The 20,890-nt window shown below is 36.1% G+C and carries 22 protein-coding genes and 1 tRNA gene; 11 read left to right on the top strand and 12 right to left on the bottom strand.

What is annotated here, in order from left to right:
• The first annotated feature begins 12 nt into the window (after positions 1-12).
• Entirely contained in the window at positions 13-2,691 is a 2,679-nt protein-coding gene (gene alaS / locus LS65_RS00945; RefSeq protein ID WP_034362413.1) for an alanine--tRNA ligase, read from the top strand.
• A 117-nt stretch (positions 2,692-2,808) separates the two neighbouring features.
• On the opposite strand, the gene LS65_RS00940 is transcribed toward alaS, so the two are convergent.
• The 3 genes from LS65_RS00940 to LS65_RS00930 all read right to left on the bottom strand — a co-directional run bounded on the left by LS65_RS00940 (position 2,809) and on the right by LS65_RS00930 (position 5,255).
• Entirely contained in the window at positions 2,809-3,117 is a 309-nt protein-coding gene (locus tag LS65_RS00940; RefSeq protein ID WP_337954978.1) for a BspA family leucine-rich repeat surface protein, read from the bottom strand.
• Between the two features lie 19 nt (positions 3,118-3,136).
• Positions 3,137-4,675, bottom strand: coding sequence for an ankyrin repeat domain-containing protein (locus LS65_RS00935; RefSeq protein ID WP_034362418.1), 1,539 nt, complete (start codon positions 4,673-4,675; stop codon positions 3,137-3,139).
• A gap of 142 nt (positions 4,676-4,817) precedes the next feature.
• On the bottom strand, positions 4,818-5,255 hold the full coding sequence (locus tag LS65_RS00930) for an energy transducer TonB (RefSeq protein ID WP_034362420.1): 438 nt from the start codon (positions 5,253-5,255) through the stop codon (positions 4,818-4,820).
• 87 nt (positions 5,256-5,342) lie between these two features.
• Between LS65_RS00930 and cysK the strand changes: the two genes are divergently transcribed.
• Complete coding sequence (cysK, locus tag LS65_RS00925) at positions 5,343-6,245, top strand: cysteine synthase A (protein ID WP_034362421.1); 903 nt, start codon at positions 5,343-5,345, stop codon at positions 6,243-6,245.
• Positions 6,246-6,341: 96 nt separating this feature from the next.
• Here the strand turns inward: cysK and LS65_RS00920 are convergent.
• A tRNA-Asn gene (locus LS65_RS00920) sits at positions 6,342-6,416 on the bottom strand.
• Between the two features lie 182 nt (positions 6,417-6,598).
• Here LS65_RS00920 and LS65_RS00915 point away from each other — a divergent pair.
• A complete protein-coding gene (locus LS65_RS00915) occupies positions 6,599-7,789 on the top strand; it encodes a glycosyltransferase family protein (protein ID WP_034362422.1) in 1,191 nt (396 codons plus the stop codon).
• Here LS65_RS00915 and LS65_RS00910 read toward each other — a convergent pair.
• From LS65_RS00910 to LS65_RS00900, 3 genes are read right to left on the bottom strand one after another with little or no spacing between them, the layout of a single operon-like run.
• Positions 7,754-7,948: a hypothetical protein gene (locus LS65_RS00910; RefSeq protein WP_094777079.1), complete on the bottom strand. Its 195-nt coding sequence runs from the start codon at positions 7,946-7,948 to the stop codon at positions 7,754-7,756. The genes LS65_RS00915 and LS65_RS00910 overlap by 36 nt on opposite strands.
• Positions 7,949-7,971: 23 nt before the next feature.
• A complete protein-coding gene (lon, locus tag LS65_RS00905; protein ID WP_034362425.1) occupies positions 7,972-10,377 on the bottom strand; it encodes an endopeptidase La in 2,406 nt (801 codons plus the stop codon).
• Positions 10,378-10,385: 8 nt separating this feature from the next.
• Positions 10,386-11,027 (bottom strand): outer membrane protein assembly factor BamD, encoded by a 642-nt coding sequence (locus LS65_RS00900; RefSeq protein ID WP_052061104.1) that lies wholly within the window; start codon positions 11,025-11,027, stop codon positions 10,386-10,388.
• 154 nt (positions 11,028-11,181) lie between these two features.
• Here LS65_RS00900 and fliW point away from each other — a divergent pair, with 154 nt between their 5' ends.
• The 8 genes from fliW to LS65_RS00860 are packed head-to-tail and all read left to right on the top strand — an operon-like array spanning position 11,182 to position 17,697.
• On the top strand, positions 11,182-11,625 hold the full coding sequence (fliW, locus tag LS65_RS00895; protein WP_034362426.1) for a flagellar assembly protein FliW: 444 nt from the start codon (positions 11,182-11,184) through the stop codon (positions 11,623-11,625).
• A gap of 9 nt (positions 11,626-11,634) precedes the next feature.
• Positions 11,635-12,501: a pyrroline-5-carboxylate reductase gene (locus tag LS65_RS00890; protein WP_052061105.1), complete on the top strand. Its 867-nt coding sequence runs from the start codon at positions 11,635-11,637 to the stop codon at positions 12,499-12,501.
• A gap of 10 nt (positions 12,502-12,511) precedes the next feature.
• Positions 12,512-13,654 carry a tRNA guanosine(34) transglycosylase Tgt gene (gene tgt, locus LS65_RS00885; RefSeq protein ID WP_034362427.1) on the top strand — a complete coding sequence of 381 codons (1,143 nt, stop codon included), beginning with the start codon at positions 12,512-12,514 and terminating at the stop codon, positions 13,652-13,654.
• Positions 13,644-13,991, top strand: a complete 348-nt coding sequence (rbfA, locus tag LS65_RS00880; protein WP_034362428.1) for a 30S ribosome-binding factor RbfA — start codon at positions 13,644-13,646, stop codon at positions 13,989-13,991. The genes tgt and rbfA overlap by 11 nt, the downstream gene beginning before the upstream one ends.
• Positions 13,992-14,000: 9 nt before the next feature.
• Positions 14,001-14,474, top strand: a complete 474-nt coding sequence (locus tag LS65_RS00875; protein WP_034362430.1) for a ribosome maturation factor RimP — start codon at positions 14,001-14,003, stop codon at positions 14,472-14,474.
• The gene (ribD, locus tag LS65_RS00870) at positions 14,461-15,489 is read left to right on the top strand and encodes a bifunctional diaminohydroxyphosphoribosylaminopyrimidine deaminase/5-amino-6-(5-phosphoribosylamino)uracil reductase RibD (RefSeq protein ID WP_034362431.1); all 1,029 of its coding nucleotides are present in this window, start codon (positions 14,461-14,463) and stop codon (positions 15,487-15,489) included. Before LS65_RS00875 ends, ribD begins: the two co-directional genes overlap by 14 nt.
• Positions 15,477-16,232: a tRNA1(Val) (adenine(37)-N6)-methyltransferase gene (locus LS65_RS00865; RefSeq protein ID WP_034362432.1), complete on the top strand. Its 756-nt coding sequence runs from the start codon at positions 15,477-15,479 to the stop codon at positions 16,230-16,232. The genes ribD and LS65_RS00865 overlap by 13 nt, the downstream gene beginning before the upstream one ends.
• Before the next feature lie 37 nt (positions 16,233-16,269).
• Entirely contained in the window at positions 16,270-17,697 is a 1,428-nt protein-coding gene (locus LS65_RS00860) for a hypothetical protein (RefSeq protein ID WP_034362434.1), read from the top strand.
• Between the two features lie 24 nt (positions 17,698-17,721).
• Here LS65_RS00860 and LS65_RS00855 read toward each other — a convergent pair whose 3' ends face one another.
• The 5 genes from LS65_RS00855 to LS65_RS00835 all read right to left on the bottom strand — a co-directional run bounded on the left by LS65_RS00855 (position 17,722) and on the right by LS65_RS00835 (position 20,847).
• Entirely contained in the window at positions 17,722-18,138 is a 417-nt protein-coding gene (locus tag LS65_RS00855) for an NfeD family protein (protein ID WP_034362436.1), read from the bottom strand.
• Between the two features lie 57 nt (positions 18,139-18,195).
• A complete protein-coding gene (locus LS65_RS00850; protein WP_034362438.1) occupies positions 18,196-19,104 on the bottom strand; it encodes an SPFH domain-containing protein in 909 nt (302 codons plus the stop codon).
• Positions 19,105-19,470: 366 nt separating this feature from the next.
• Positions 19,471-20,124 (bottom strand): hypothetical protein, encoded by a 654-nt coding sequence (locus LS65_RS00845; protein ID WP_138129730.1) that lies wholly within the window; start codon positions 20,122-20,124, stop codon positions 19,471-19,473.
• Entirely contained in the window at positions 20,051-20,422 is a 372-nt protein-coding gene (locus LS65_RS00840) for a hypothetical protein (protein WP_034362442.1), read from the bottom strand. The genes LS65_RS00845 and LS65_RS00840 overlap by 74 nt, the downstream gene beginning before the upstream one ends.
• Positions 20,419-20,847 carry a GNAT family N-acetyltransferase gene (locus LS65_RS00835; RefSeq protein WP_034362444.1) on the bottom strand — a complete coding sequence of 143 codons (429 nt, stop codon included), beginning with the start codon at positions 20,845-20,847 and terminating at the stop codon, positions 20,419-20,421. Before LS65_RS00835 ends, LS65_RS00840 begins: the two co-directional genes overlap by 4 nt.
• Between the last annotated feature and the right edge of the window lie 43 nt (positions 20,848-20,890).

The raw sequence follows: 20,890 nt of genomic DNA, 5'->3' as shown, positions 1-20,890 counted from the left end.
TAAAGGATTTTTATGGCGCAGTATGATATTAGGCAGCAATATCTTGATTTTTTTGCTTCTAAATCTCACAAAATTTATGATTCTATGCCACTTGTGCCAGATGATGCAAGTTTGCTTTTTACAAATGCGGGTATGGTGCAATTTAAGGATATTTTTACAGGCAAGATTCCAATCCCCACACCACCTCGTGCTACAAGCTCACAGCTGTGTATCCGTGCAGGTGGGAAGCATAATGACTTAGAAAATGTTGGCTACACGGCACGACATCATACGCTTTTTGAAATGCTTGGTAATTTTAGCTTTGGCAATTATTTTAAAAAAGAAGCAATCGCGTATGCTTGGGAGTTTGTAACTCAGATTCTCAAATTTGATAAGTCTGTGCTATATGTAACAATCCACGAGAGCGATGATGAAGCTTATGAGCTGTGGTGCGAACACATTGAGCCAAGTCGTATTAAAAGAATGGGCGATAAGGATAATTTTTGGCAAATGGGTGATAGCGGACCTTGCGGACCTTGCAGTGAAATTTATGTAGATCAAGGCGAGAAATATTTTCATACCAAAGAGGATTATTTTGGCGGCGAGGGAGATAGATTCTTAGAAATATGGAATCTTGTCTTTATGCAGTTTGAGCAAAAAGATGGTGTGAGAACACCTTTGCCAAAGCCTAGCATTGATACAGGTATGGGGCTAGAACGCGTCATTGCACTTAAAGAGGGCAAGATAAATAATTTTGATACAAGCCTTTTTGCACCTCTAATGCAATGTCTTCAAAAACTTACACATAAAACATATTATGGAGATGATGAAATTTTTGATAGACTTGATTTGCAAGAAGCACAGATTGTTGAAATAAAAAATATTCAAGCTTCTTTTCGCGTGATAGCTGACCACGCACGAAGTGTAGCATTTCTCCTCGCACAAGGGGTGAATTTTGATAAAGAGGGACGCGGCTATGTTTTGCGCAGAATCTTACGCCGAGCAGTGCGACACGGCTATTTATTAGGGCTTAAAAAGCCATTTTTATATGAAGTTGTGGGTGTGGTATGTGAATGTATGGGTGAGCATTATAGCTATTTACAAGAGCGCAAGAGAGCGATTAAAGAGCAATGTAGAGCAGAGGAAGAGAGATTCTTTGAAACCATAGAATCTGGAATGGTATTATTTAATACAGAGCTAGAGAATCTGCAAAGTGTAGCTTCTAGTAAAAAACAAGAGATATTTTTTAGTGGAGAGGTAGCATTTAAGCTTTATGATACCTATGGTTTTCCACTTGATTTAACTCAAGATATGCTGCGAGAAAGGCATATACAAGTGGATATGCAAGCTTTTGAGCAATGTATGAATGAGCAAAAAAGTCGCTCTAAAGCGAGTTGGAAAGGTAGCGGGGACGCTTTAAAAGAGGGTGATTTCAATGTGCTTTTAAGCAAGTTTGGAGAAAATAAATTTGTTGGCTATGAGAGCAATAAAGAAACTTGCAAGATTAAAGCCTTGCTTGATTCTCAATTTAAAATGGTGGATACTCTAAGCCCTAGCTCTCAAGGTTGGGTGATGCTTGATATTACGCCTTTTTATCCTGAATCCGGCGGTCCTGTGGGTGATAAAGGCGCATTATATTCTACAAATAAATCTTTAGAATCTATCCAAACACAGAAGTTTGCACAAGTGCTTGATACACAGAAATTTTTTGGATTAAATCTCTCTCAAATCGAAGTTTTAAGTGCTTTAAAAGTAGGGCAAGAAGTTATGGCAGAAGTAGATTCTATGCGATTTGAAATCGCCAAGCATCACTCGGCTACGCACTTGCTGCATTTTGCACTAAGCCAAGTGTTAGGGAGTCATATTGCTCAAGCAGGTAGCCTTGTGCAGCCGCATCGTTTGCGCTTTGATTTCTCTCACCCAAAGGCTTTGACAAATGATGAGGTTACACACATTGAAAATCTTGTCAATGAGCAGATTCTAAAAGCAAGTCATCAAAAATGTGAGACTATGAACATCAAAGAAGCAAAAGAAAAAGGTGCAAAAGCACTTTTTGGCGAAAAATATGGAGAGAGGGTGCGTGTAGTGAGCTTTGGAGATTCTATTGAGTTATGCGGTGGGATTCACGTGAATAACACTGCTGAAATTGGTAGTTTTTATATCGTAAAAGAATCTGGTGTAAGTAGTGGTGTGCGCCGCATTGAAGCAGTGTGTGGGAATGCAGCATATCATTATGGCAAGAATGCTTTGCTTGAACTAAGTAGGGCAAGAGAATCTTTAAAAGCACAAGATATTTTGCAGGGTATTGAAAAAATAAAAATGCAGTTAAATGAGGCAAAAGAGAAAGCAAACAAAGCAAAACAAAGTGTAAAAAGTCTCGATTATGAGGAGATAAATGGTGTGAGGCTGATTGTGCTCAAACTTGATTCTGTAAGTGCAAATGAGGCAAAAGAAATTATTGATAGAAGCAAAAACGAAAGTGAAAGTGTAGCCATTTTGCTTCTTAGTGAATCTAATAATAAAATAAGTATTGTAGCAGGGGTAAAAAATGCACCTCTTAAAGCAGGAGCTTGGGTAAAACAAGTTGCACAAGAATTAGGAGGCAATGGCGGGGGCAGAGATGACTTTGCCACTGCTGGAGGTAAAGATATAGACAAAATCTCACAAGCTTTAAATCTTGCAAAAGACATTGCTACAAAGGCTTTGCAATAAAGAATATTATGTTAAGGGATTATACTTATTTCTTATCTACTCTTTCCTTATACCACTTGGGCGGATTGTTTTCTAAAGGCGTTCCTTCAAACATATACCTCACATCGCAATCACTTCTCACCTGCCATTTATCAAGGGGTTGATGCTTGTGGCAGATTCAAACATTTCGCTCATATTCGTAACGCTTGAAGTATCCCATTTGTTTAATGGCTGATTGAAAGTATCTGTAGCCATAAACATTTGGCTCATATTTTTTACCTTTGAGACATTCCAAGATTCTATATTTTCATTGAAATGAACTGCACCACAAAAGCACTTTCTCATAGTCGTTACGTGGCTTGTCTCCCAAGATTCTATCCCACTAAAATCCTTTCTCCTGCTCTTTTCAAATAAACTGGTAAAGTCTCTTACTTTACTCACATCAATATCACCTAAGTAAATCTTTTTATCTTTTACGAGGTTTTTTAAGCTCTGCCCTATTTTGTGGCTGATGAGTTACGCCCTTAGATTTTGTAACGGGCATAAAGAGTGAATCAAATGCCTTTGTCTTGTCTTTTGCTTTGTGAAACTTTTTTAAAACTTGCAAAAGTCTATATTCCTCGCTGTCTTTCACGCTGCGTCCTGCATACACGGCTCTATCGTCCCAATACTCCTGCTCTAAATCGCTAACATAAACTTCTAGCTCTTTTATCTTTTCTTCATCTATCACCGCACCTTTTTCAATAAGTGCAAGGACTTTTGCTTTTAAGGATTCTAATTCCTTTTTTGGTGCAACTATACAGCTAGAAAGCACTTCAACTAACTCTTTATTTTTATTTTTTTCTCTTTGTAATTGTTCATCAATTTGCGTCATTTTTGCCCCATTTTCTCGCAAAAATTCACTTGATTCTTCAAATATTCTCTCTTCGGCGAGGTAGAGCAAACTATGCCCGTCTTTGTCGCATTCATTGACATCTAGCCCATTTGCTATGAGGAGTTTTAGGGTCTTTAAAAAGCTCATATCGCCATCTCTACCATCCCACTCACGTTTTAAGGTATAAAATGCGAGTGTATCGCCCACATTGTCCTTGATGCGTATATCTGCGCCATTATCAAGTAAGAGTTTCCACATATCTACATCGTGATAGTGTGCCATTAGAGGTGTTTGACCATTGATATTTTGCGCATTCACATTTGCGCCCTTATCAATAAGACGTTGCGCTAAAGCAAGATTCTTCACCCTATGTAGTGCGCTGTCATAGCTGATATAGTTTATATCCACCTTATTCATATAAGATTCTAAATATTTCTCTTGCTTTTTGGGCGAGCAACTCATCACAGCTAAGAATATATCCTCATCTGTTGCGCCATATTGTTGTAAAAGTGGTAGAAGTGTCTCATTGTAGGATAATGTGTAGTATATCGCACCCTTGCCGCGATTGTCCCTGAAATCCTCTTGCGTAAGTGCGACTTCATTGGGATTTACGCCAGATTCCAAAAGCACCTTGATAAGCTCCCTGTGAGAATTTGGCTCATTTGGATTATTTAAACACCAATACGCGTCCATTACCACCGCAAAAGCAAGGAGATTAAACACGCCATGATCTTCTTCGGGCAAATATCCTTGGATTAGAATCTCCCGATGTAAAATAAGACCTTTTTTGACATATAAAACCACCAAATGCGGCATTTCCCTAATGATAAATTCTAAAATTTCCGCATCTTCTAAATCTTTTGAATCTTCAATCGCATCTAATTCTAAAAGCACAGAGATGAGCGGCTCATATCGCTCTCTGCATTTCTTCCAAATGCTACTTGTATGGACCATAGAATACAAGGCAAAGCCAAAAACTGATTGATTTTTTCCAAGCGTTATGCTGTTTAGTTTTATTTTCTCTACTTCCATTGTGTGCAAAATCTCTTTTAACTGCTCGAGATTGTAATTTTCTATCGCTTGTTCAAGCTTTTGTGCGAGTTTAGTGTTATCTTTTTGCGTTTCTGCCATTAGTGTCCTTTTGTAAGTTGTTTGTGGATTTTTGTGTCCGCGCATTATATCATTTTTTTTTTTTTTGTAAATGCAAGATTGTATATCTAATCATCATAAATTGTATGAGTCTAAAGTATGAAACTCACTTCTTTAAATATTTTTAGATATTTATTTTTTGCACTTCAATATCTTGCTTTTTAGAATCTGCAAATCTAAATTCTATTGGCATTATGAAAGCATATTCAAAGATTATCTTATTAAAATAAGTATCAAACACATTTTGCAAACATATTTTAGATTTTTCAACTGCTCTTAAAGCAGCTGCATCAAGGATTTTGTAGCCACTGCTTTGTATGATTTGAAGTTTATATATTTGATTATTTTTAAGACTTACTATTATTTTTGTAACACCCTCAATCTTATCGATTTTAGCTTCTTTAGGATAAAGCAAATGTTGCATAATACAACCTGTGGCTTTTTGACCCAATGCTTTTTCGTTGAAATTATTTACTTGTATATAAGAATCTGCTGCTTGAAGTGGAATAAAGAATTGACATATCATATAAATAATAAAAAAATGAGAGAATAAAATTTGCATTATTTTCCTTGATTTTTTATAAAAAAATTGCTAAATTCTAAGCTTTAAATACCAAATTCACGCTTAAGTGCGAACAAAGGATTTTCAATGATAGCTCAAAATATTACCGAACTTATCGGCAACACTCCAATTTTACAACTTCAGCAATTTGCTCCCAATCTTTATGGCAAATGCGAGTTTTTAAACCCAAGCCATTCTGTTAAAGACCGCCCCGCGTATGCAATGATAGATGAAGCTCTAAAGACAGGTAAAATCACAAAAGATACAACTATTGTAGAATGCACAAGCGGCAATATGGGCATATCTCTTGCTATGATTTGTGCTTCTCTTGGACTAAAAATCATCATCACTATGCCAGAATCTATGAGCATAGAAAGACGCAAGATGATAGCTTTATTTGGCGCGAATCTTGTGCTTACTCCTGCAAGTGAGGGTATGCAAGGTGCGCTCAATAAAGCACAAGAAATTTTAGATTCCACACCAAACTCATTTATGCCAAGTCAATTTGAGAATCTCGCTAACAAAGAAATGCACAAACGCACTACCGCACTAGAGATTTATAAAAGCTTTGAGGGAAGTTTGGATTATTTTGTGGCAGGATTTGGCACAGGTGGGACAATTAGCGGTGTAGGCGAAGTGCTTAAAGAGAAGATTCCATCTATTAAAATTATTGGCGTAGAGCCTGCTGCTTCACCACTGCTTAGCAAAGGACAAGCAGGACCACATAAGATTCAAGGCATTGGTGCAAACTTTGTCCCTAAAATTCTTAATCGTGATGTGATAGATTCTATTGAAGTTGTAGAAAATGAAGCCGCTATCAAAATGGCTCAAAATTTAGGCAAAATCGGCGTAATGGTTGGAATTTCTAGTGGCGCAAATGTCGTAGCTGCACTTGAAATTGCTAAAAATAATCCAAATAAAAAAGTGCTTACTATGCTTAATGATACAGCAGAGCGATACCTTTCAACAGATTTGTTTAATACGCTTTAAGTATAATTTAAAAAATGGAGGGAATAATACTAGATTGTTATAAGGGTAAGATTACAATTTTAAGGGCTACTGAAAAGATTTTGTGAGGATTGTAAGTGGCTCCGGATGCAGGATTCGAACCTGCGACCAAGTGGTTAACAGCCACCTACTCTACCGCTGAGCTAATCCGGAATATTATAAATCTATTATTACGCTTTGCGCCTACCTAGATAAAAGGCGCAATTATAACCAAAACCGCTTTTTTTGTCAAGAAAATAAACATTGCACCTTTCACAAAAAGAATACAAATATACTTGCCTAAAAGCTTTCTTAAAGAGTAAAATAGCTCTTAGGATTCTAAGATAAGGAAAAAAATGAAGCATATCAGTTTGCTTTGCGACCATAATATCACAAAAAAGCCTCGCTCAAGTCGTATGCTACAACTTTTGCATACATTGAGGCAAGAAGGCGCGCAAATTACCTTAAGCGTAGTGAGTAAAGATTGTCATACAAATGAATTTAATGCTTTGGGTATGCAATCTCATCTGCTTTGCTTTCCAAAAGATAAATCAAGTAAAGAGCGCACACAGCAAGAAAATGATGAACTTTTGCATAATTGTCAAATAGGTAATTTTGAAGCACTCCTTTATACACCAAATCGTAAAATTATCCCAAATCTTTTAGATTCCTTGCCACTTCAAGATATGCTGATTGTGGAGGATATTACACTTTTGCCTTTTGCGTGTGCATATAAAAAAGCGCATAAAACCTGCAAGATTCTCATTGATTTGCGTGAGTTTTATCCACTTGAATATGAAAATGATGAAAAGTGGTTGCAAGGTTTGGGGCGATTTTTTCTATATCTATGCGAGACATATTTGCCTTGTGTAGATGTAGCAATAAGTGTGAGTGAGGGATTATGTGAGCGATATAAAAATGATTTTAATCTCTCTTGCTCTCTTTTTTATTCCTTGCCACCATTTTTTGATTACACTCCTACACCTACAAACAAAAGAGAAATTAAGATTTTATATCACGGATTCATAAGCCCTGATAGAAGTTCTATGGAGCTTTTAGATTTAGCGCGTTTGCTTATTAATACGCCTTATAAACTTTATGCTATGGTTTTAAGCAATCAAAAAGGATTTTTAGAATCTTTTTGTGCGAATGCTCACGAGATACCATCACTTGAAATCGTGCTGCCTGTTTGCCTAGAGGAAATTATCCCACAAAGCACACAATATGATATAGGACTTATTCCTTTTAAACCTACAACCTTTAATCTTGCCCATTGTATGCCAAATAAGCTTTTTGAGTATGTTCAAGCACGACTAGCTATTGTCTCTACACCACTTTATGATGTAGGAAATTTTATTAGAGCGCATTCTTGTGGGGTTATCGCAAAAGGTTTTGAAAGTGCCCATATTGCTGATGTGTTTTCTTGTTTGTCATATAAAGACATTGATTCTTATAAAATTTCAGCACATAAAGCCGCTCAAAAATGGCATCTTGGTGAGAATCTTAAGGTATTAAAGCAATTGCTTTGTGATAGTATGGACGATTAAAAATAATGACAGAGTAAGTCCTGTGATATTAAGAGTAACGAGTATGATAAAAAGTAATTGACTATGATTTGAGCGCGTAAGAAAAAAAAGGCTTAGCGGAAAAAACACAAAGCCTAAAATCCACACAAACCACCCAAGTGCGCAAAAAAGAAGTGCCATATAAAGATCTATTTTGGGATTCATCATTTTACAAGCACAATATCAAACACTTCTTTAATATCACTTACACCGATAATCTTTAGATTATCAAGCACTTCTTGCGGTATATCTTTTAGATCGCGTTCATAATTTTTTTGTGGAATAAGTGCAGTTTTAATCCCTGCTTTATGTGCGGCAATAAGTTTCTCGCGCAATCCACCAATAGCAAGCACATTACCCCTTAAAGTCAGCTCACCAGTCATCGCAATATGCGCATAGATTTTAGAATCTGTAAGAATAGAGGCAATGACACACGCCATAGCAATTCCCGCACTTGGTCCATCTTTTGGTGTAGCACCTTCTGGCACGTGCAAATGAATGTCATAAAGCTGGTAAATAGGCGTTTTGTTCTGTTCTTTTGCTTTGAGAAATTTTTTATCAAGGAGGACTTTTACCACAGAATGTGCAATATGAGCAGATTCCTTCATTACATCGCCTAGGCTTCCTGTGAGTGTGAGTATGCCTTTACCTTTGATTTTTAGTGCTTCGATTTTAAGCACATCGCCACCTACACTTGTCCAAGCTAAACCATTCACCACACCGACAATATTTTTTTTATCCGCTGGAGAAATCTCAAATACGATTTTATCTAAAAAATCTCCAACATTATGAGGTGTGATCGTAACACTTTTTTCACCTTTTAAAATCATAGTTGCACTTTTGCGCATAATTTGGGCGATTTTATGCCTTAAGCTTCTCACTCCCGCTTCACGTGTATAAGATTCTATAATGTTTTTTAACGCAGGAGTAGTGATTTTAAGTTCATTTTGGCTTAAGCCGTGCTTTTGTAATTCCTGTGGAATGAGGTATTTTTTTGCAATTTCGCATTTTTCTTGCGGCGTGTAAGATGAAATAGAAATAAACTCCATTCTATCACGCAATGGTGCAGGAATAGTAGAAATATCATTTGCTGTGGCGATAAAAATAACTTGTGAAAGGTCAATATCAAAATTTGTGTAATAGTCCCTAAAGGCGTGATTTTGCTCTGGGTCTAAAATCTCTAGGAGCACACTTGTAGGGTCGCCTCGATAGCTTCTTCCGACTTTATCAATTTCATCAAGCACGATAACAGGATTCATTTCTTTTGCTTCGATAAGCCCTTGTGTGATGCGCCCGGGCATTGCCCCAATATAAGTGCGGCGATGTCCTCGCAATTCATTCACATCTTCTAACCCCCCAAGGGCTATACGCACAAGTTGTCGTTTAATGGCTTTTGCAATAGAATTTGCAAGACTTGTTTTACCTACACCCGGAGGTCCATAAAAGCATAAGATAGTGCCTTTTTCTTGTTTAGCACTATTATTTTGTATTTTTGTATTTTTATCATTTTTTTGTGAATCTGCCTCGCGTTTAGCGACAAGCTCTTTGACTGCAAAATATTCTACAATGCGTTCTTTTGGCTTCTGCAATGAATAATGGTCAGCATCAAGCTGTTTTGCAACTTTTTGAATAGAGAGTTTTTGACGCGCATATTTATCAAATGGAATCTCAAGCACCCATTCTATGTAGTTTTGCAAAATATTTGCATCACCGCTATCTTGGTGCATACGAGAGAGACGTTTGATTTGTTTTTGCACTTCCTTATAGGCATTTTCGCTCATATAGGGCTTAAGAGCATTAAGCTTTTGCTCATACTGCTCTATTTCCTCATCGCGCATATTTTCTGTGCCGAGTTCTTTTTGAATCTGTTTTAACTGCTCTTTGAGAAAATATTCTTTATTCACTTGCTCCATTTTATTATGCACTTTGTTTTTAATCTCTTTTTGGAGCTTTTTAGCTTGTGTTTCCTCAATCACTATATCAATAAGCCCAAGCACACGTTCTTCAACATCATCTTGAGCAAAAATTTCATAAGCTTGTTTGCTTGAAAGTCGCATTGCTGAAGCAACAAAATCCACAATGCGATTTGGCTCGTTATTATTTTCTATGGTTTTAATAATATCAGGTGAGAATCTCCCGTCAATCTCTGCAAGGTGAAGCACCTTTTCGTGCAATACCTGCACAAGAGCACTTATTCTACTCTTATCATATTCTTGATATGTGAATATATCAACTTCTGCTTGGAGTGGCTCTGTAGGGGATTGCAATACAGATAGAATCTTACCCCGATATAAACCTTTAAAAAGTATTTTCACGCGTCCATCTGGAAGCATTACTTCGCGCATAATGCTTCCTATAATGCCTATATTGTAAAATGAAAATTGTTGATTCTCATCATCGTGTTCAAACCCAATAAACACAAGGCTATTGCCTTCTACTGCTTTATGTGCAGCTTTAATATGCTCCTCATCATCAAGAAAAATAGGCGCAATCATAAAAGGATATATCAATTCATCTTTTGTAATAACAGGTATAATCATCGGAAATTCATCGTGTTGTAAAGTATTCATTCTTTCTCCTACCAGTTAAAAATACGCACATACCAAGGAATATGCGATGCTTTGGGGTTAAGATGTGTAAAAAGTGCATCATCATTGCGACTTAAATACTCTTCTGCCGCCTCACTTTTCTTTTGTTTTTTATACACACGAGCTATGGCTCGATTAAGTTCAATTTGCCCAAGTTGGAATTTAAGAGCAATATATTCTACATAGGGCGCATAACGACTTTGTGGATAATTCTGTAAAAATGTTTGCGCTTCATTAATGCTTTGTGCAATAAATTCTTGGTCTTTACTATAATTTTTGAATCCATAAAAATTTGCCAAAATTTTCAAATAAGAGGCATAATCTTGATTCTCAAAAGATGAGTAACGTTTAAGATATTCATCAAAATAAAAGGCTGCTAAAAGGTATTCATCTCTCTCCATATGTGCTTCACCAAGTATCAGTATTGCTTCAGGAATAAGTGGGGAATTAATATGCTCACTTTGCAAAGATGAGAAGAATCCATCTGCGCCCTCAAGATTCCCAAAATTGATTTCTTTGATAATAGATTCATACCAATAAGAAGCGGGTTTATTATATTCTACTTCTTTTTTTGCACAACCAAAAAGCAGGAAAATTACAAAAAATACACTTATAAAGGAATATATTTTCATTAACAACCTTTGATTCAAAATAAATTTAATGTATTATACACTTTACATTTTATCATTTTAGTATAAAAATACAGATTTATGCTATAATCTATACTTTTATTAAGAATCTAGTTGCGACTACTTAGGTTTGATGAGAGAAAAATGGGAGTAGAATATGATTTTTGAAGTCAAGTTGCCAATTTTAGGTTTTGAGCAAGTAGAAAGAATGAAGCTTGAAAAGATTGATGATTTATTTATGAAGCTTTCTAATGTTGATAATGATGTGCCTAATTTTACACTTGTGAATCCATTTTTACTTCGGGAATATGAGTTTGATGTCCCTTCAAATATTAAAATTCTACTTGATTTGAGCAATGCAAAGAATCTGCTTATTGCTAATATTATGGTAATTAAAAAGCCTATTGAAAAATCTACTATTAACTTTATTGCTCCATTAATTTTTAATTTTGATAATCTCACAATGGCGCAAGTCGTTCTTGATAGCACACAATATCCAATGTATCACCTTGATGAACCTATTGACACATACTACAATCAAAAAGAGGCTCAAAAAGGGGAGCAGTCTGCACCAGTGCGAAATGATGACAAATCAAAATAGTAGCAACTTATGAAAACTCTCCTTGCTGTAGGATATGGCAATATAGCACAAGCTATATTGGTCAAGAATCCTTTTATTACAAAACATTATGAGTTGCTCATTGCAGGACGTGAAACACAAAAAGCACAAGATTTTATCTCTCTTCATTCTTTAAAAGCACGCATTTTAGAAACTCAATGCGATAAACAAGGTCGTTATGAAATTGACTGCGAGGGAAAAGATTTGCTTCTTTGCACAAAACCAAAAGGAATGGAAAGTTTTGTTTTTAAGGGCAAGGCACGATGTGTGTATAGTGTGTTGGCGGGAGTGAGTGTAGAAAAGATACAATCATATATAGAATCTACTTATATCGTGCGTGCTATGCCTAATATCGCCGCTCATAGTAAGCTCTCTGCTACTGCTTTTTACTATACACAGAACGCAAGCACATCTCAATGTATTCTCCATAAAGAAGTGATTCCATTTATAGAATCTTTTGGTAGTGCTGTGCAAGTAGATAGCGAATCACTTATAGAATCAAGCATTGCTCCAAGCGGAAGTGGTATTGCTTTTTTAGCTCTTGTCGCTGAATCACTAATTGACGCAGGAGTGCTTGAGGGTCTCACATACGCGCAAAGTGTAGCTTTAGTTAAGCAATGTTTTGTGGGATTTAGTGCAGAATTAGCACATAGGAATCCAAGTGAGCTTAAATACGCTATTTCAAGTCCAGGTGGCACAACTATAAGGGGTATCAATGCACTTGAGCAAAGCGGGGTGCGGGGTGCATTTATCAATGCTGCACATATTGCTGCACAATATGCAAAAGATTGCATAGCACATAATAAAACTAAAGAGCCAAAATCACATACACTACAATCACAAAAGCTTAAACATTAAGAGACTTTTTATGCAAGTGGCACTTCAAGCGCAAGAAGGCAAAGCAAGAGCCTTGAATCTTAGTCTAGCTAAAGCCCAAGTGCAAACTCCTGTTTTTATGCCTGTTGGCACACAAGGTTGTATAAAAGCCCTTGATAGCAATGATGTATCTGAGATTCTAGGAGCAAAAATAATCCTTGCAAACACCTATCATATGTATTTGCGTGTAGGAATAGAGCGACTTAAGGGCTTTGGAGGTATTCATTCTTTCGCAAATTTTAATGGGAGTTATTTGAGTGATAGTGGAGGATTCCAAGCCTTTAGCCTCAATCAAAACACACAAATTTGTGAAGAAGGTATAAGTTTTAAATCTCATATTGATGGTTCAAAACATTTTTTTTCACCAGAATTTGTGCTCGATATTCAATATGCACTCAATAGCGATATTATGATGGTGCTTGATGATTTAGTAGGGTTGCCTGCAAGTGTTGAACGTTTGGCAGATTCTGTGCGGCGCACGAGTGATTGGGCGCAAAGAAGTATAAATTATCATCAAAAAATGAAACAAGAGGGTAGAGGTTTAAGTAACCATCTTTTTGCAATTATTCAGGGTGGCACAGATACACATTTCCGCACATTATCAGCAAATAGCCTCACAAATATGGGTGATTTTGATGGGTTTGCTATTGGTGGTTTAGCTGTGGGTGAAAATATAGAGGATATGTATAGGTGTATCGCTCATACCACAGAGCTTATGCCGATACATAAACCACGTTATCTTATGGGTGTAGGCACACCAGAAAATATTATAGAATCTATCAATCTTGGCGTGGATATGTTTGATTGTGTGATGCCTACGCGCAATGCAAGAAACGGCACACTTTTTACGCATTTTGGTAAAATCAACATTAAAGTCGCACAATATGCAGATGATAAATCACCTATTGATACTCAATGTGAATGTTACACTTGCCAACGCTTTAGTCGTGCCTATTTAAGGCATCTTTTTCGTGCAAATGAAATTACCTATCATCGCCTTGCCTCTTTGCATAATTTGCATTATTATCTTCATCTCACAAAAGGTGCTAGAGCGGCGATTTTAGCAGGTAGATTCAAAGAATATCGCACCCGTTTTTACGATTTAAGAGAAATGGAGACACCCAATGAATATTAAACACCAAAGAGTAGAATCTTTACTACAAGAAGTCTTAAGCGAGGCACTTTCACAGCTGAGTGATACACAGATTAATAGCCTAAGTATCACAGGTGTAAAATGCTCTAAGGGTAAGCAAAGTGCAGAAGTTTTTATTGAAGCAACAGATATTGCGCAAAATGAGAGAAAACTTATTTTACATAAACTCAATAAAGCACAAGGCATTTTGAAAGAATATGTGCTAAGTTCTACGCAATGGTTTCGCGCACCAATCTTACATTTTAGCTTTGATGATACTTTGCAAAATGCTAATACGCTTGATTCTATTTTTGCACAACTTGCTAAAGACAAACATTAAGGAACATAAATGCTTTCACTTCACACACAAGAAAAAATAGCAAAAATGGCTTCAACCTTTGGGCTCTACATTTATGATATTGCAATGTTAAAAGAAAATGAACAATGTATTTTACGCATAAGCATTACGCGCAAAGCCCCTATGCAGGTGCTAGATTCACAAAATAGCAATGCGGTGAGTTTGCAAGATTGTCAAGATTTAAGTGAGGTTATCTCACCTTTGCTTGATGTAGAAGAAGCAAATCTTCCACCATATTTTCTTGAAGTAAGCTCACCCGGGCTAGAGCGTATTTTAAAAACCCACACACACTATACTTTTTCACTTGGTGAAATGGTAAGCGTAAGACTTATGGATAAAAGTATTATTGAAGGCATTTTGCACAATGTTAGTGAAAATGGCATAGAAGTAAAAGTGCAAAATGAAATACAATATATAGCTTTTGGGGATATAAAAAAGACAAAGGTTACTTTTGCGTTCTCTTGATGAATTAATATTATGGCATTGTTGTGAATTAGCGTGGGAGCACCAAAGTCTTGCTTTACCCAATCCAAGCGTATGCGCGATAGTGGTATCTGCTAATGGAGAGATTTTGGGCACGGGAGTGCATATCATTGCAGGAAGTCCCCACGCCGAAGTGCTTGCGATACAAAAAGCTTATTATACCCTTACTAAAGATGAACAGATTCTATCGTGCCAAAGTAGTGAGAGTATTCATCAGTATTTACTTGCCTCTCATCAGAATCTTTTTACACAATGTAGCCTTTATGTGAGCTTAGAGCCTTGCAATCATCAAGGCAAAACACCGCCTTGTGCGACGCTTATAGCGCATCTTAAATTTGCTAAAGTCTGTATCGCTATATCTGAATCTCATACACTTGCCACTGGTGGTTTATCCTACCTCCTTAGCCAAAAAATCAATGCTTTTATATTGCCCTCTCCCAAAATTGCACATTATGCAAAGTCCTTGCTTTTGCCATTTGATACTTTACGCACCAAAGGACGTTTTGTGCTTTTTAAACTTGCCCAAAGACTTGATGGAAGCTATAAAAATGGACGCATATCAAGTCAAGATTCACAAAGTTTTACACATAATCAGCGAAGTGTATGTAATTATATATGTATTTCTGGTGCAACCTTAAGAGCGGATAATCCACAGCTTAATGCGCGTTATGCCACTTATCCTTATAACAATACTGCCACACCTCAAGTGCTTGTTTTCTCACGCACATTGCGTGCATTGCCTGCACCCAATCCTGCTCTTCATAATCGTGTGCAATTTTGTGAAAATACCCATATCTTGAGAGAGCTACAAGGTTTTGTCATCGTGGAGGGTGGTTTTGCTTTTTTGCATAATATAAGAGAAGAGATTGATATGTTTTTGCTTTTAGAATCTCCACATTGTATTCAAAATGAAGAAAATCATTTAGGCTTTGATGAATGTTTTAGCCTTCTCCATCAAGCGCATATTGGGAAAGATATTGTATTATGGCTCAAATAGATATTTATCAGCTTGAAAATGGTTACTGCTACAATACAGATAGCCTCATTTTGGCATATTTTGCCAAAAACTTCCTCAAAAAATCTTATAGTATTTTGGATATTGGGGCAGGTAGTGGGATTTTAGGAATCCTCTGTGCGAGAGAGATTTGCGCTTTGGGAGGAAATCCAAAACTTCACCTTGTAGAAAAAGATGAGCTAATGAGTGCTCTAGCGCGTAAAAATAGTGCGCCATTTAATGGTGTGGCACATTGTATTGATTTTTTAGATTTTAAACCTTCTCAAAAATTTGATTTTATTATCAGTAATCCACCTTTTTATACTCAAGGTGCATTGCTTGGAGATAATGAACGCAAAAATATGGCAAGATTCCAGCATTTTTTGCCTCCACAATCATTGTTTATGCACATTAAACGCGTCTTAAAACCAAATGGAACGCTATGTATGTGCTATGATGCGCGATTATGTGCGGAAATTTTTTATGAAGCAAAGAAGAATGGGTTGCATATTGATGTGGCACGATTTGTGCATTCTCTTTGTGATAGAGAGGCAAATTTGATAGTCTTTAGAGCACAAATTCAATCAAAATCTCCTTTACGCGTCTTGCCCCCACTTTTTACTCATTTAAGTCCAGCGCAAAGTGATAATACGTTAGAATTAAAAGAAATTTATGCGTGGGCGCAGACACGAAGTATTAAAATTAGTCAAGAAGCCTTAGGGTTTTGTTTAGATTTTAAAAGCTAAGGTATAATATCAACTTAGAATGCAAAAAAGGTAGATTATGTTATATGGGACAATTATCAATATAGATTCAAAGACACAAATTGCTCAAGTTGAGCAAGAGTTGAATAAACGTGTTTTTGATTTTAGCTTTGATATGTGGGGAGATGAACTAAGTGAGCTTAAAAAGGGGGTAGAGGTAGAGTTTATTGTGGAGATGAAAGCAATCACCAAAATTCATCTTAAGCCAAAACCTATAGACCCTGACCAAATCCCTGTAACCAAGAGCGCACGCACTTGTATTGAAGAATATTTTGCACACGAAAATAAAATTATAGATTCATATAAAGAACATATAACAGGGCGTTTGAGACTTGATTTTATCCGTATGCGTCGCTTTTTGCTTACTGCATACAATGATCTTGTTGCAATGGATGCAAATATTGAAAACGATGAACTTAAAAAGCTTAAAAGCGAAATATTATATCTCTCTAAAGAATATGAAAATTATTGCAAAAAAACTCAATACTCCTTGAATTATGCTTTTGAAATGATATTTCTTGCGCGTCAAGTAGAGTATAATCGCACAATTACGCATATTGAGGAGATTCAAATCTCACTTGCTAATGCTCAAGCACAAACAAACTCCCTGAGTAATGCACTTGCAGATGGTGAGAAATCTTTGGCTAAGCACAATGATAAAGGAAGCAAAGAACACACAGAAATGGAAAAAGAAGTAAAAGCAATGCGTAAGCGGTATGTAGATTTGCTCAATTTTATTGGAAATCAAAAAGATGCACTTATAACAGAAAATGCGCGTATGAAGCGATTTAAAGAAGAACATCTTGAAGCTTTTAATTCCGTGTATGTGCCAATGACTGAAGAACTCAAAAATCGCTTTATTACTTTGCTTGATACAAAAGCGTATGATTTTGATACAACTTTATGGAGTAGGGCAAAACATAGCCAACATATTATTAATTTCTTCCGTAATTCACGCATTGAAGGAAGTTTTAGCTCTAAAACATTTTTGCGTTATTTTTTGCGTGGATTAGATAAAACAAAGCTTTCTTCGCGTTCAAAAGCACTCTTTGATTTGCTCCATTATCTTGAAACGACTAATCGTAAAAACCTTCTTATTGTGCGTGAAAGTGCAGTAAATATTGCAAAATACCGACAAGTGATTGAAAAAATTGATTCTAGTCTTCTTATTACAACAGATAGCGACCCTATCAATGCGCTTAAAAATCTTATTCAGAATCCGCAAGATATTGTTGTGATTGATGAAAAAATTGGTAATGCAAGCGCATTAGGATTTATCAAAACCTACAAGGCAAGCAAGAATGCAAATCCTAAAATTATCTTTTGCATCATTGTGCAGCAACTCCCACCTCGTGATTTCATCTCTAAAGGTAAATTAATGGGTGTAGAATTTGTGCCAGAGCAAAATATGGATATGCTTTATGACTGCATTCGTATGGCATTGTAAGCATAATAATTTATAAAAGCAATTTTAATGAGATTCTAAAATAGCTTTGTTGTCTTTTATTTCTTTTACTTTGACTTTTTCACCTTCTTTAAATATATGGTGAGAATCTTCATACGCCCATAAAGTGCCTTTAAAATACACCATACCTTCTCGTATCTCGCCCTCACCACCAGCATAAAGCATAGTTTCATCATAAGTTTGGGAGCGATTAAACCAGCTTTTTATGGGTTTTCTTAGTGCTATAAGTGAAAGGAGCGAAAAAAGACAAATGCTCACAGCCTGCCACACAAAAGCATTTCCGAAGTGATGAAAACCAATAAAAAATTCAATAGCCGATGTTATACAAAACCCAATGCCTAAAAATAATAGAAAAAATGAACCAAAAAATATTTCAACAATAATCGCTACAATCCCAATAGCTAAAAGTATAAGAGCTGACATTTTCTCTCCTTGCAGATTCTATTATTCACGCTCCCTCCTTACATAAGCATTTAAAGTCTATGATTTTGAATGAGAGGTTTTGCCTAAAAAATCGCTCATAACGCTTAAGCCACCGATAAATTCACTTGTTTCATAAGGAATAATGACCTTATCTTTACTCGGATTCTTTGAAAGCTCATTAAATGCACTTATACGCTCTTTTGTAAGTAAAAACTCCGCAGCTTGTGCATTTTTTGCCATTTGAGCAGCAATAAGTTCCATCGCATCGCTTTGCCCTTGTGCCAATGCAATTTGCTCATATTTTTTCGCATCTGCCATTCTCTCAATCGCTTCAGCTTGTAATACTTTTTCTTGTTTTAAGGCTTCAGCATTGCGAATAAGTGCTTCTTTTTCCGCTTGAGCTTTAAGCTCAATGGCTCTTTTTTCCCTCTCTGCTTTCATTTGTAGATTCATAGCCGCCTCAATATCTCTTGGCACAGATATTTCACTAATCTCAACACGCATAATTTTCACACCCCAATTATTCGCTGCATCGCCTAATGCAACCTGCAAAGCAGCATTTAATCTATCACGAGATGAGAGAGAATCATCAAGATTAATGCGCCCTATTTCACCCCTAAGTGTTGTGGTGGCAAGATTTGCAATCGCATTTTTATAATCATTTACGCTATATACGGCAGATTTTGCATCAAATACCTTTAAAAACACGATTCCATCAATATTGATATTCACATTATCTTTGGTAATCACTTGCTGTCGCCCAATATCTATCATTTGCTCCCTTGCACTCACTACTGCACTCACTCTATCAATCACAGGAATAATAAAATGAAAGCCTCCATCAAGCACTCTATGGAATCTCCCCAATCGCTCTACAATTGCAATATCTGTTTGTGAGATAATTTTCACTCCAAAGAATAATACTACCCCACATAAAACTAACACAATCAACGCAAAACCAAGCATAAAGTCTCCTTTGAAAATTCAAAAAATGCGAAAATTATAACATTTTTTATCACAAATTTACGCTAATAAATATCTATAAAGTATTTAAAGAAGTGAGTTTAATACTTTAAACTCATACAATTTATTATGATTAGATATTCAATCTTGCATTTACAAAAAAAACAATATAGTGCGCAGACACAAAGAACTTCACAGGAGGAATAATATAGGGATTACAGACATTAAGTCAATTTGTGTCTTTATCGATCGAGGGTGCAGAGAGCAATAGAGAGATAGCTTACTATGTGGGGATTTACCAAAAAGCACTAGAAGCACTACAAAATATCCTTATTGCAAAAAAAAGGCAGGAAAATCAGCGATAAAGATTTAGACAATACTCGATAGATAAGATTTAATCCTATCTACAAAATCAAATAAAGCGATATAGAATCTTGGTGGGAGGATTCTAAAGATTTTATATTCTTTAATGAATGGATATAAGAAGCTTGTCTTATCCCACGATTCTATACCTATAACTTCATAGCTTCTCTTATACCATTTGAGTAGGCTTTCGTTAGGATTTTCTCCAATAAGCCTTTTAGCAAACCTATCTCTTTTTCGTGTGATACATTGAATGCGATGTGGATATTTTGTATAGATAAAATTCCCATAGCTCTCATATTCACTAAAGCCAGAAGCACCTAAATCTTCGGGATTAATATGCTCTAAAATTGCCTCCCAAAAGGTTTTTTGATGAGTTTGCTCTATGAGAGAAATAAGCTCATTCATTATAGAGGATTCTATCATCATATTTTCAGCGATAAAGCTAAAAGGTGCGGCTTTGTGTAGATATACGCTTTTGCCAATAGGAATTTTAAGATTGTCTAATGTATCAAAATAAGGTTTGTGGTATTCTGTGGCTTTCTCAACAAGAATTTGAGAATCTGCATTAAAAAACTCTAATGCACTAAGGGGTATCGCGTCCGCGTCCCAAATAAGATAGCACCCCCCCCCCATTGCTGCTAGAAGCAAATTGAGCATAAGCCATTTTTAAAAATTGTTGCAAATACCACCCTGCGTGATTTTTGCTACAACCAAGCGATAAGAGCTTATCTTGCACAGCGTGGTAACTAAGATTGGGATAAAGCGAATCTTCATCAATAAAATGAATGCGAGAATAGATGTGTCTGTATTGCATAATAGAATCTTTTTGGGTAATAATGCTTATGCCTTTAGGTTGAATACAAGATTCTACATAGTGTAGCATTGTTGCAAAAATTGCGCTATCAAGTTTTTTAAGGCAAATGACTATTTCAAAAACTCTCATTTTATCTTTCATTTTTGCTCTCCTACATTTTTTACAAATACATAGCTTGTTTTATCAAAACCCATTTTAGCATAAAATTGATGTGCCTTTTTTCGCGGGAATCCCGAGCTTAATTCGATTTGTAAATAGCCTTCAATATGCGCTAGATTCTCAATTTTTTGCAAAAATTTTGACCCAAAGCCTTGCCCTCTTAAATTAGAATCAATCACCAAATCACAAATATAAAGGCATTTCTCGCGATACAGCACATCAAAGGGCATTACGCCACATAGTCCCACAAGATTTTGTTTGTCATAGAATGCAAAGAGGCGGTAGTGCATAGTTTTTTGCTGCTGCTTCACTCTTGAGACAAATTCATCTTTGCTTAAATGGGGACGCAACTGCTTCATTAGCACATAAGCAGATTCTAATTCTTTTGTGTCTTTGAGTTCTCGCATAGAATCCCCTTTTTGTAATGTAAAATTATTGTATGTTGTATTA

The sequence above is a fragment of the Helicobacter japonicus genome, from assembly GCF_000762845.2.
GTDB classification, from domain to species: domain Bacteria; phylum Campylobacterota; class Campylobacteria; order Campylobacterales; family Helicobacteraceae; genus Helicobacter_C; species Helicobacter_C japonicus.
Note: the sequence above shows the minus strand (reverse complement) of the source record. Positions and strands in the feature narration are given on the sequence as shown.

What these genes read in the sequence shown, in the direction of transcription:
- alaS (WP_034362413.1), top strand. Translation starts at nt 13, where the DNA reads ATGGCGCAGTATGATATTAGGCAGCAATATCTTGATTTTTTTGCTTCT.
- LS65_RS00935 (WP_034362418.1), bottom strand. Translation starts at nt 4,675, where the DNA reads ATGGCAGAAACGCAAAAAGATAACACTAAACTCGCACAAAAGCTTGAA.
- LS65_RS00930 (WP_034362420.1), bottom strand. Translation starts at nt 5,255, where the DNA reads ATGCAAATTTTATTCTCTCATTTTTTTATTATTTATATGATATGTCAA.
- cysK (WP_034362421.1), top strand. Translation starts at nt 5,343, where the DNA reads ATGATAGCTCAAAATATTACCGAACTTATCGGCAACACTCCAATTTTA.
- LS65_RS00915 (WP_034362422.1), top strand. Translation starts at nt 6,599, where the DNA reads ATGAAGCATATCAGTTTGCTTTGCGACCATAATATCACAAAAAAGCCT.
- LS65_RS00910 (WP_094777079.1), bottom strand. Translation starts at nt 7,948, where the DNA reads ATGGCACTTCTTTTTTGCGCACTTGGGTGGTTTGTGTGGATTTTAGGC.
- lon (WP_034362425.1), bottom strand. Translation starts at nt 10,377, where the DNA reads ATGAATACTTTACAACACGATGAATTTCCGATGATTATACCTGTTATT.
- LS65_RS00900 (WP_052061104.1), bottom strand. Translation starts at nt 11,027, where the DNA reads ATGAAAATATATTCCTTTATAAGTGTATTTTTTGTAATTTTCCTGCTT.
- fliW (WP_034362426.1), top strand. Translation starts at nt 11,182, where the DNA reads ATGATTTTTGAAGTCAAGTTGCCAATTTTAGGTTTTGAGCAAGTAGAA.
- LS65_RS00890 (WP_052061105.1), top strand. Translation starts at nt 11,635, where the DNA reads ATGAAAACTCTCCTTGCTGTAGGATATGGCAATATAGCACAAGCTATA.
- tgt (WP_034362427.1), top strand. Translation starts at nt 12,512, where the DNA reads ATGCAAGTGGCACTTCAAGCGCAAGAAGGCAAAGCAAGAGCCTTGAAT.
- rbfA (WP_034362428.1), top strand. Translation starts at nt 13,644, where the DNA reads ATGAATATTAAACACCAAAGAGTAGAATCTTTACTACAAGAAGTCTTA.
- LS65_RS00875 (WP_034362430.1), top strand. Translation starts at nt 14,001, where the DNA reads ATGCTTTCACTTCACACACAAGAAAAAATAGCAAAAATGGCTTCAACC.
- LS65_RS00865 (WP_034362432.1), top strand. Translation starts at nt 15,477, where the DNA reads ATGGCTCAAATAGATATTTATCAGCTTGAAAATGGTTACTGCTACAAT.
- LS65_RS00860 (WP_034362434.1), top strand. Translation starts at nt 16,270, where the DNA reads ATGTTATATGGGACAATTATCAATATAGATTCAAAGACACAAATTGCT.
- LS65_RS00855 (WP_034362436.1), bottom strand. Translation starts at nt 18,138, where the DNA reads ATGTCAGCTCTTATACTTTTAGCTATTGGGATTGTAGCGATTATTGTT.
- LS65_RS00850 (WP_034362438.1), bottom strand. Translation starts at nt 19,104, where the DNA reads ATGCTTGGTTTTGCGTTGATTGTGTTAGTTTTATGTGGGGTAGTATTA.
- LS65_RS00845 (WP_138129730.1), bottom strand. Translation starts at nt 20,124, where the DNA reads ATGCTCAATTTGCTTCTAGCAGCAATGGGGGGGGGGTGCTATCTTATT.
- LS65_RS00840 (WP_034362442.1), bottom strand. Translation starts at nt 20,422, where the DNA reads ATGAAAGATAAAATGAGAGTTTTTGAAATAGTCATTTGCCTTAAAAAA.
- LS65_RS00835 (WP_034362444.1), bottom strand. Translation starts at nt 20,847, where the DNA reads ATGCGAGAACTCAAAGACACAAAAGAATTAGAATCTGCTTATGTGCTA.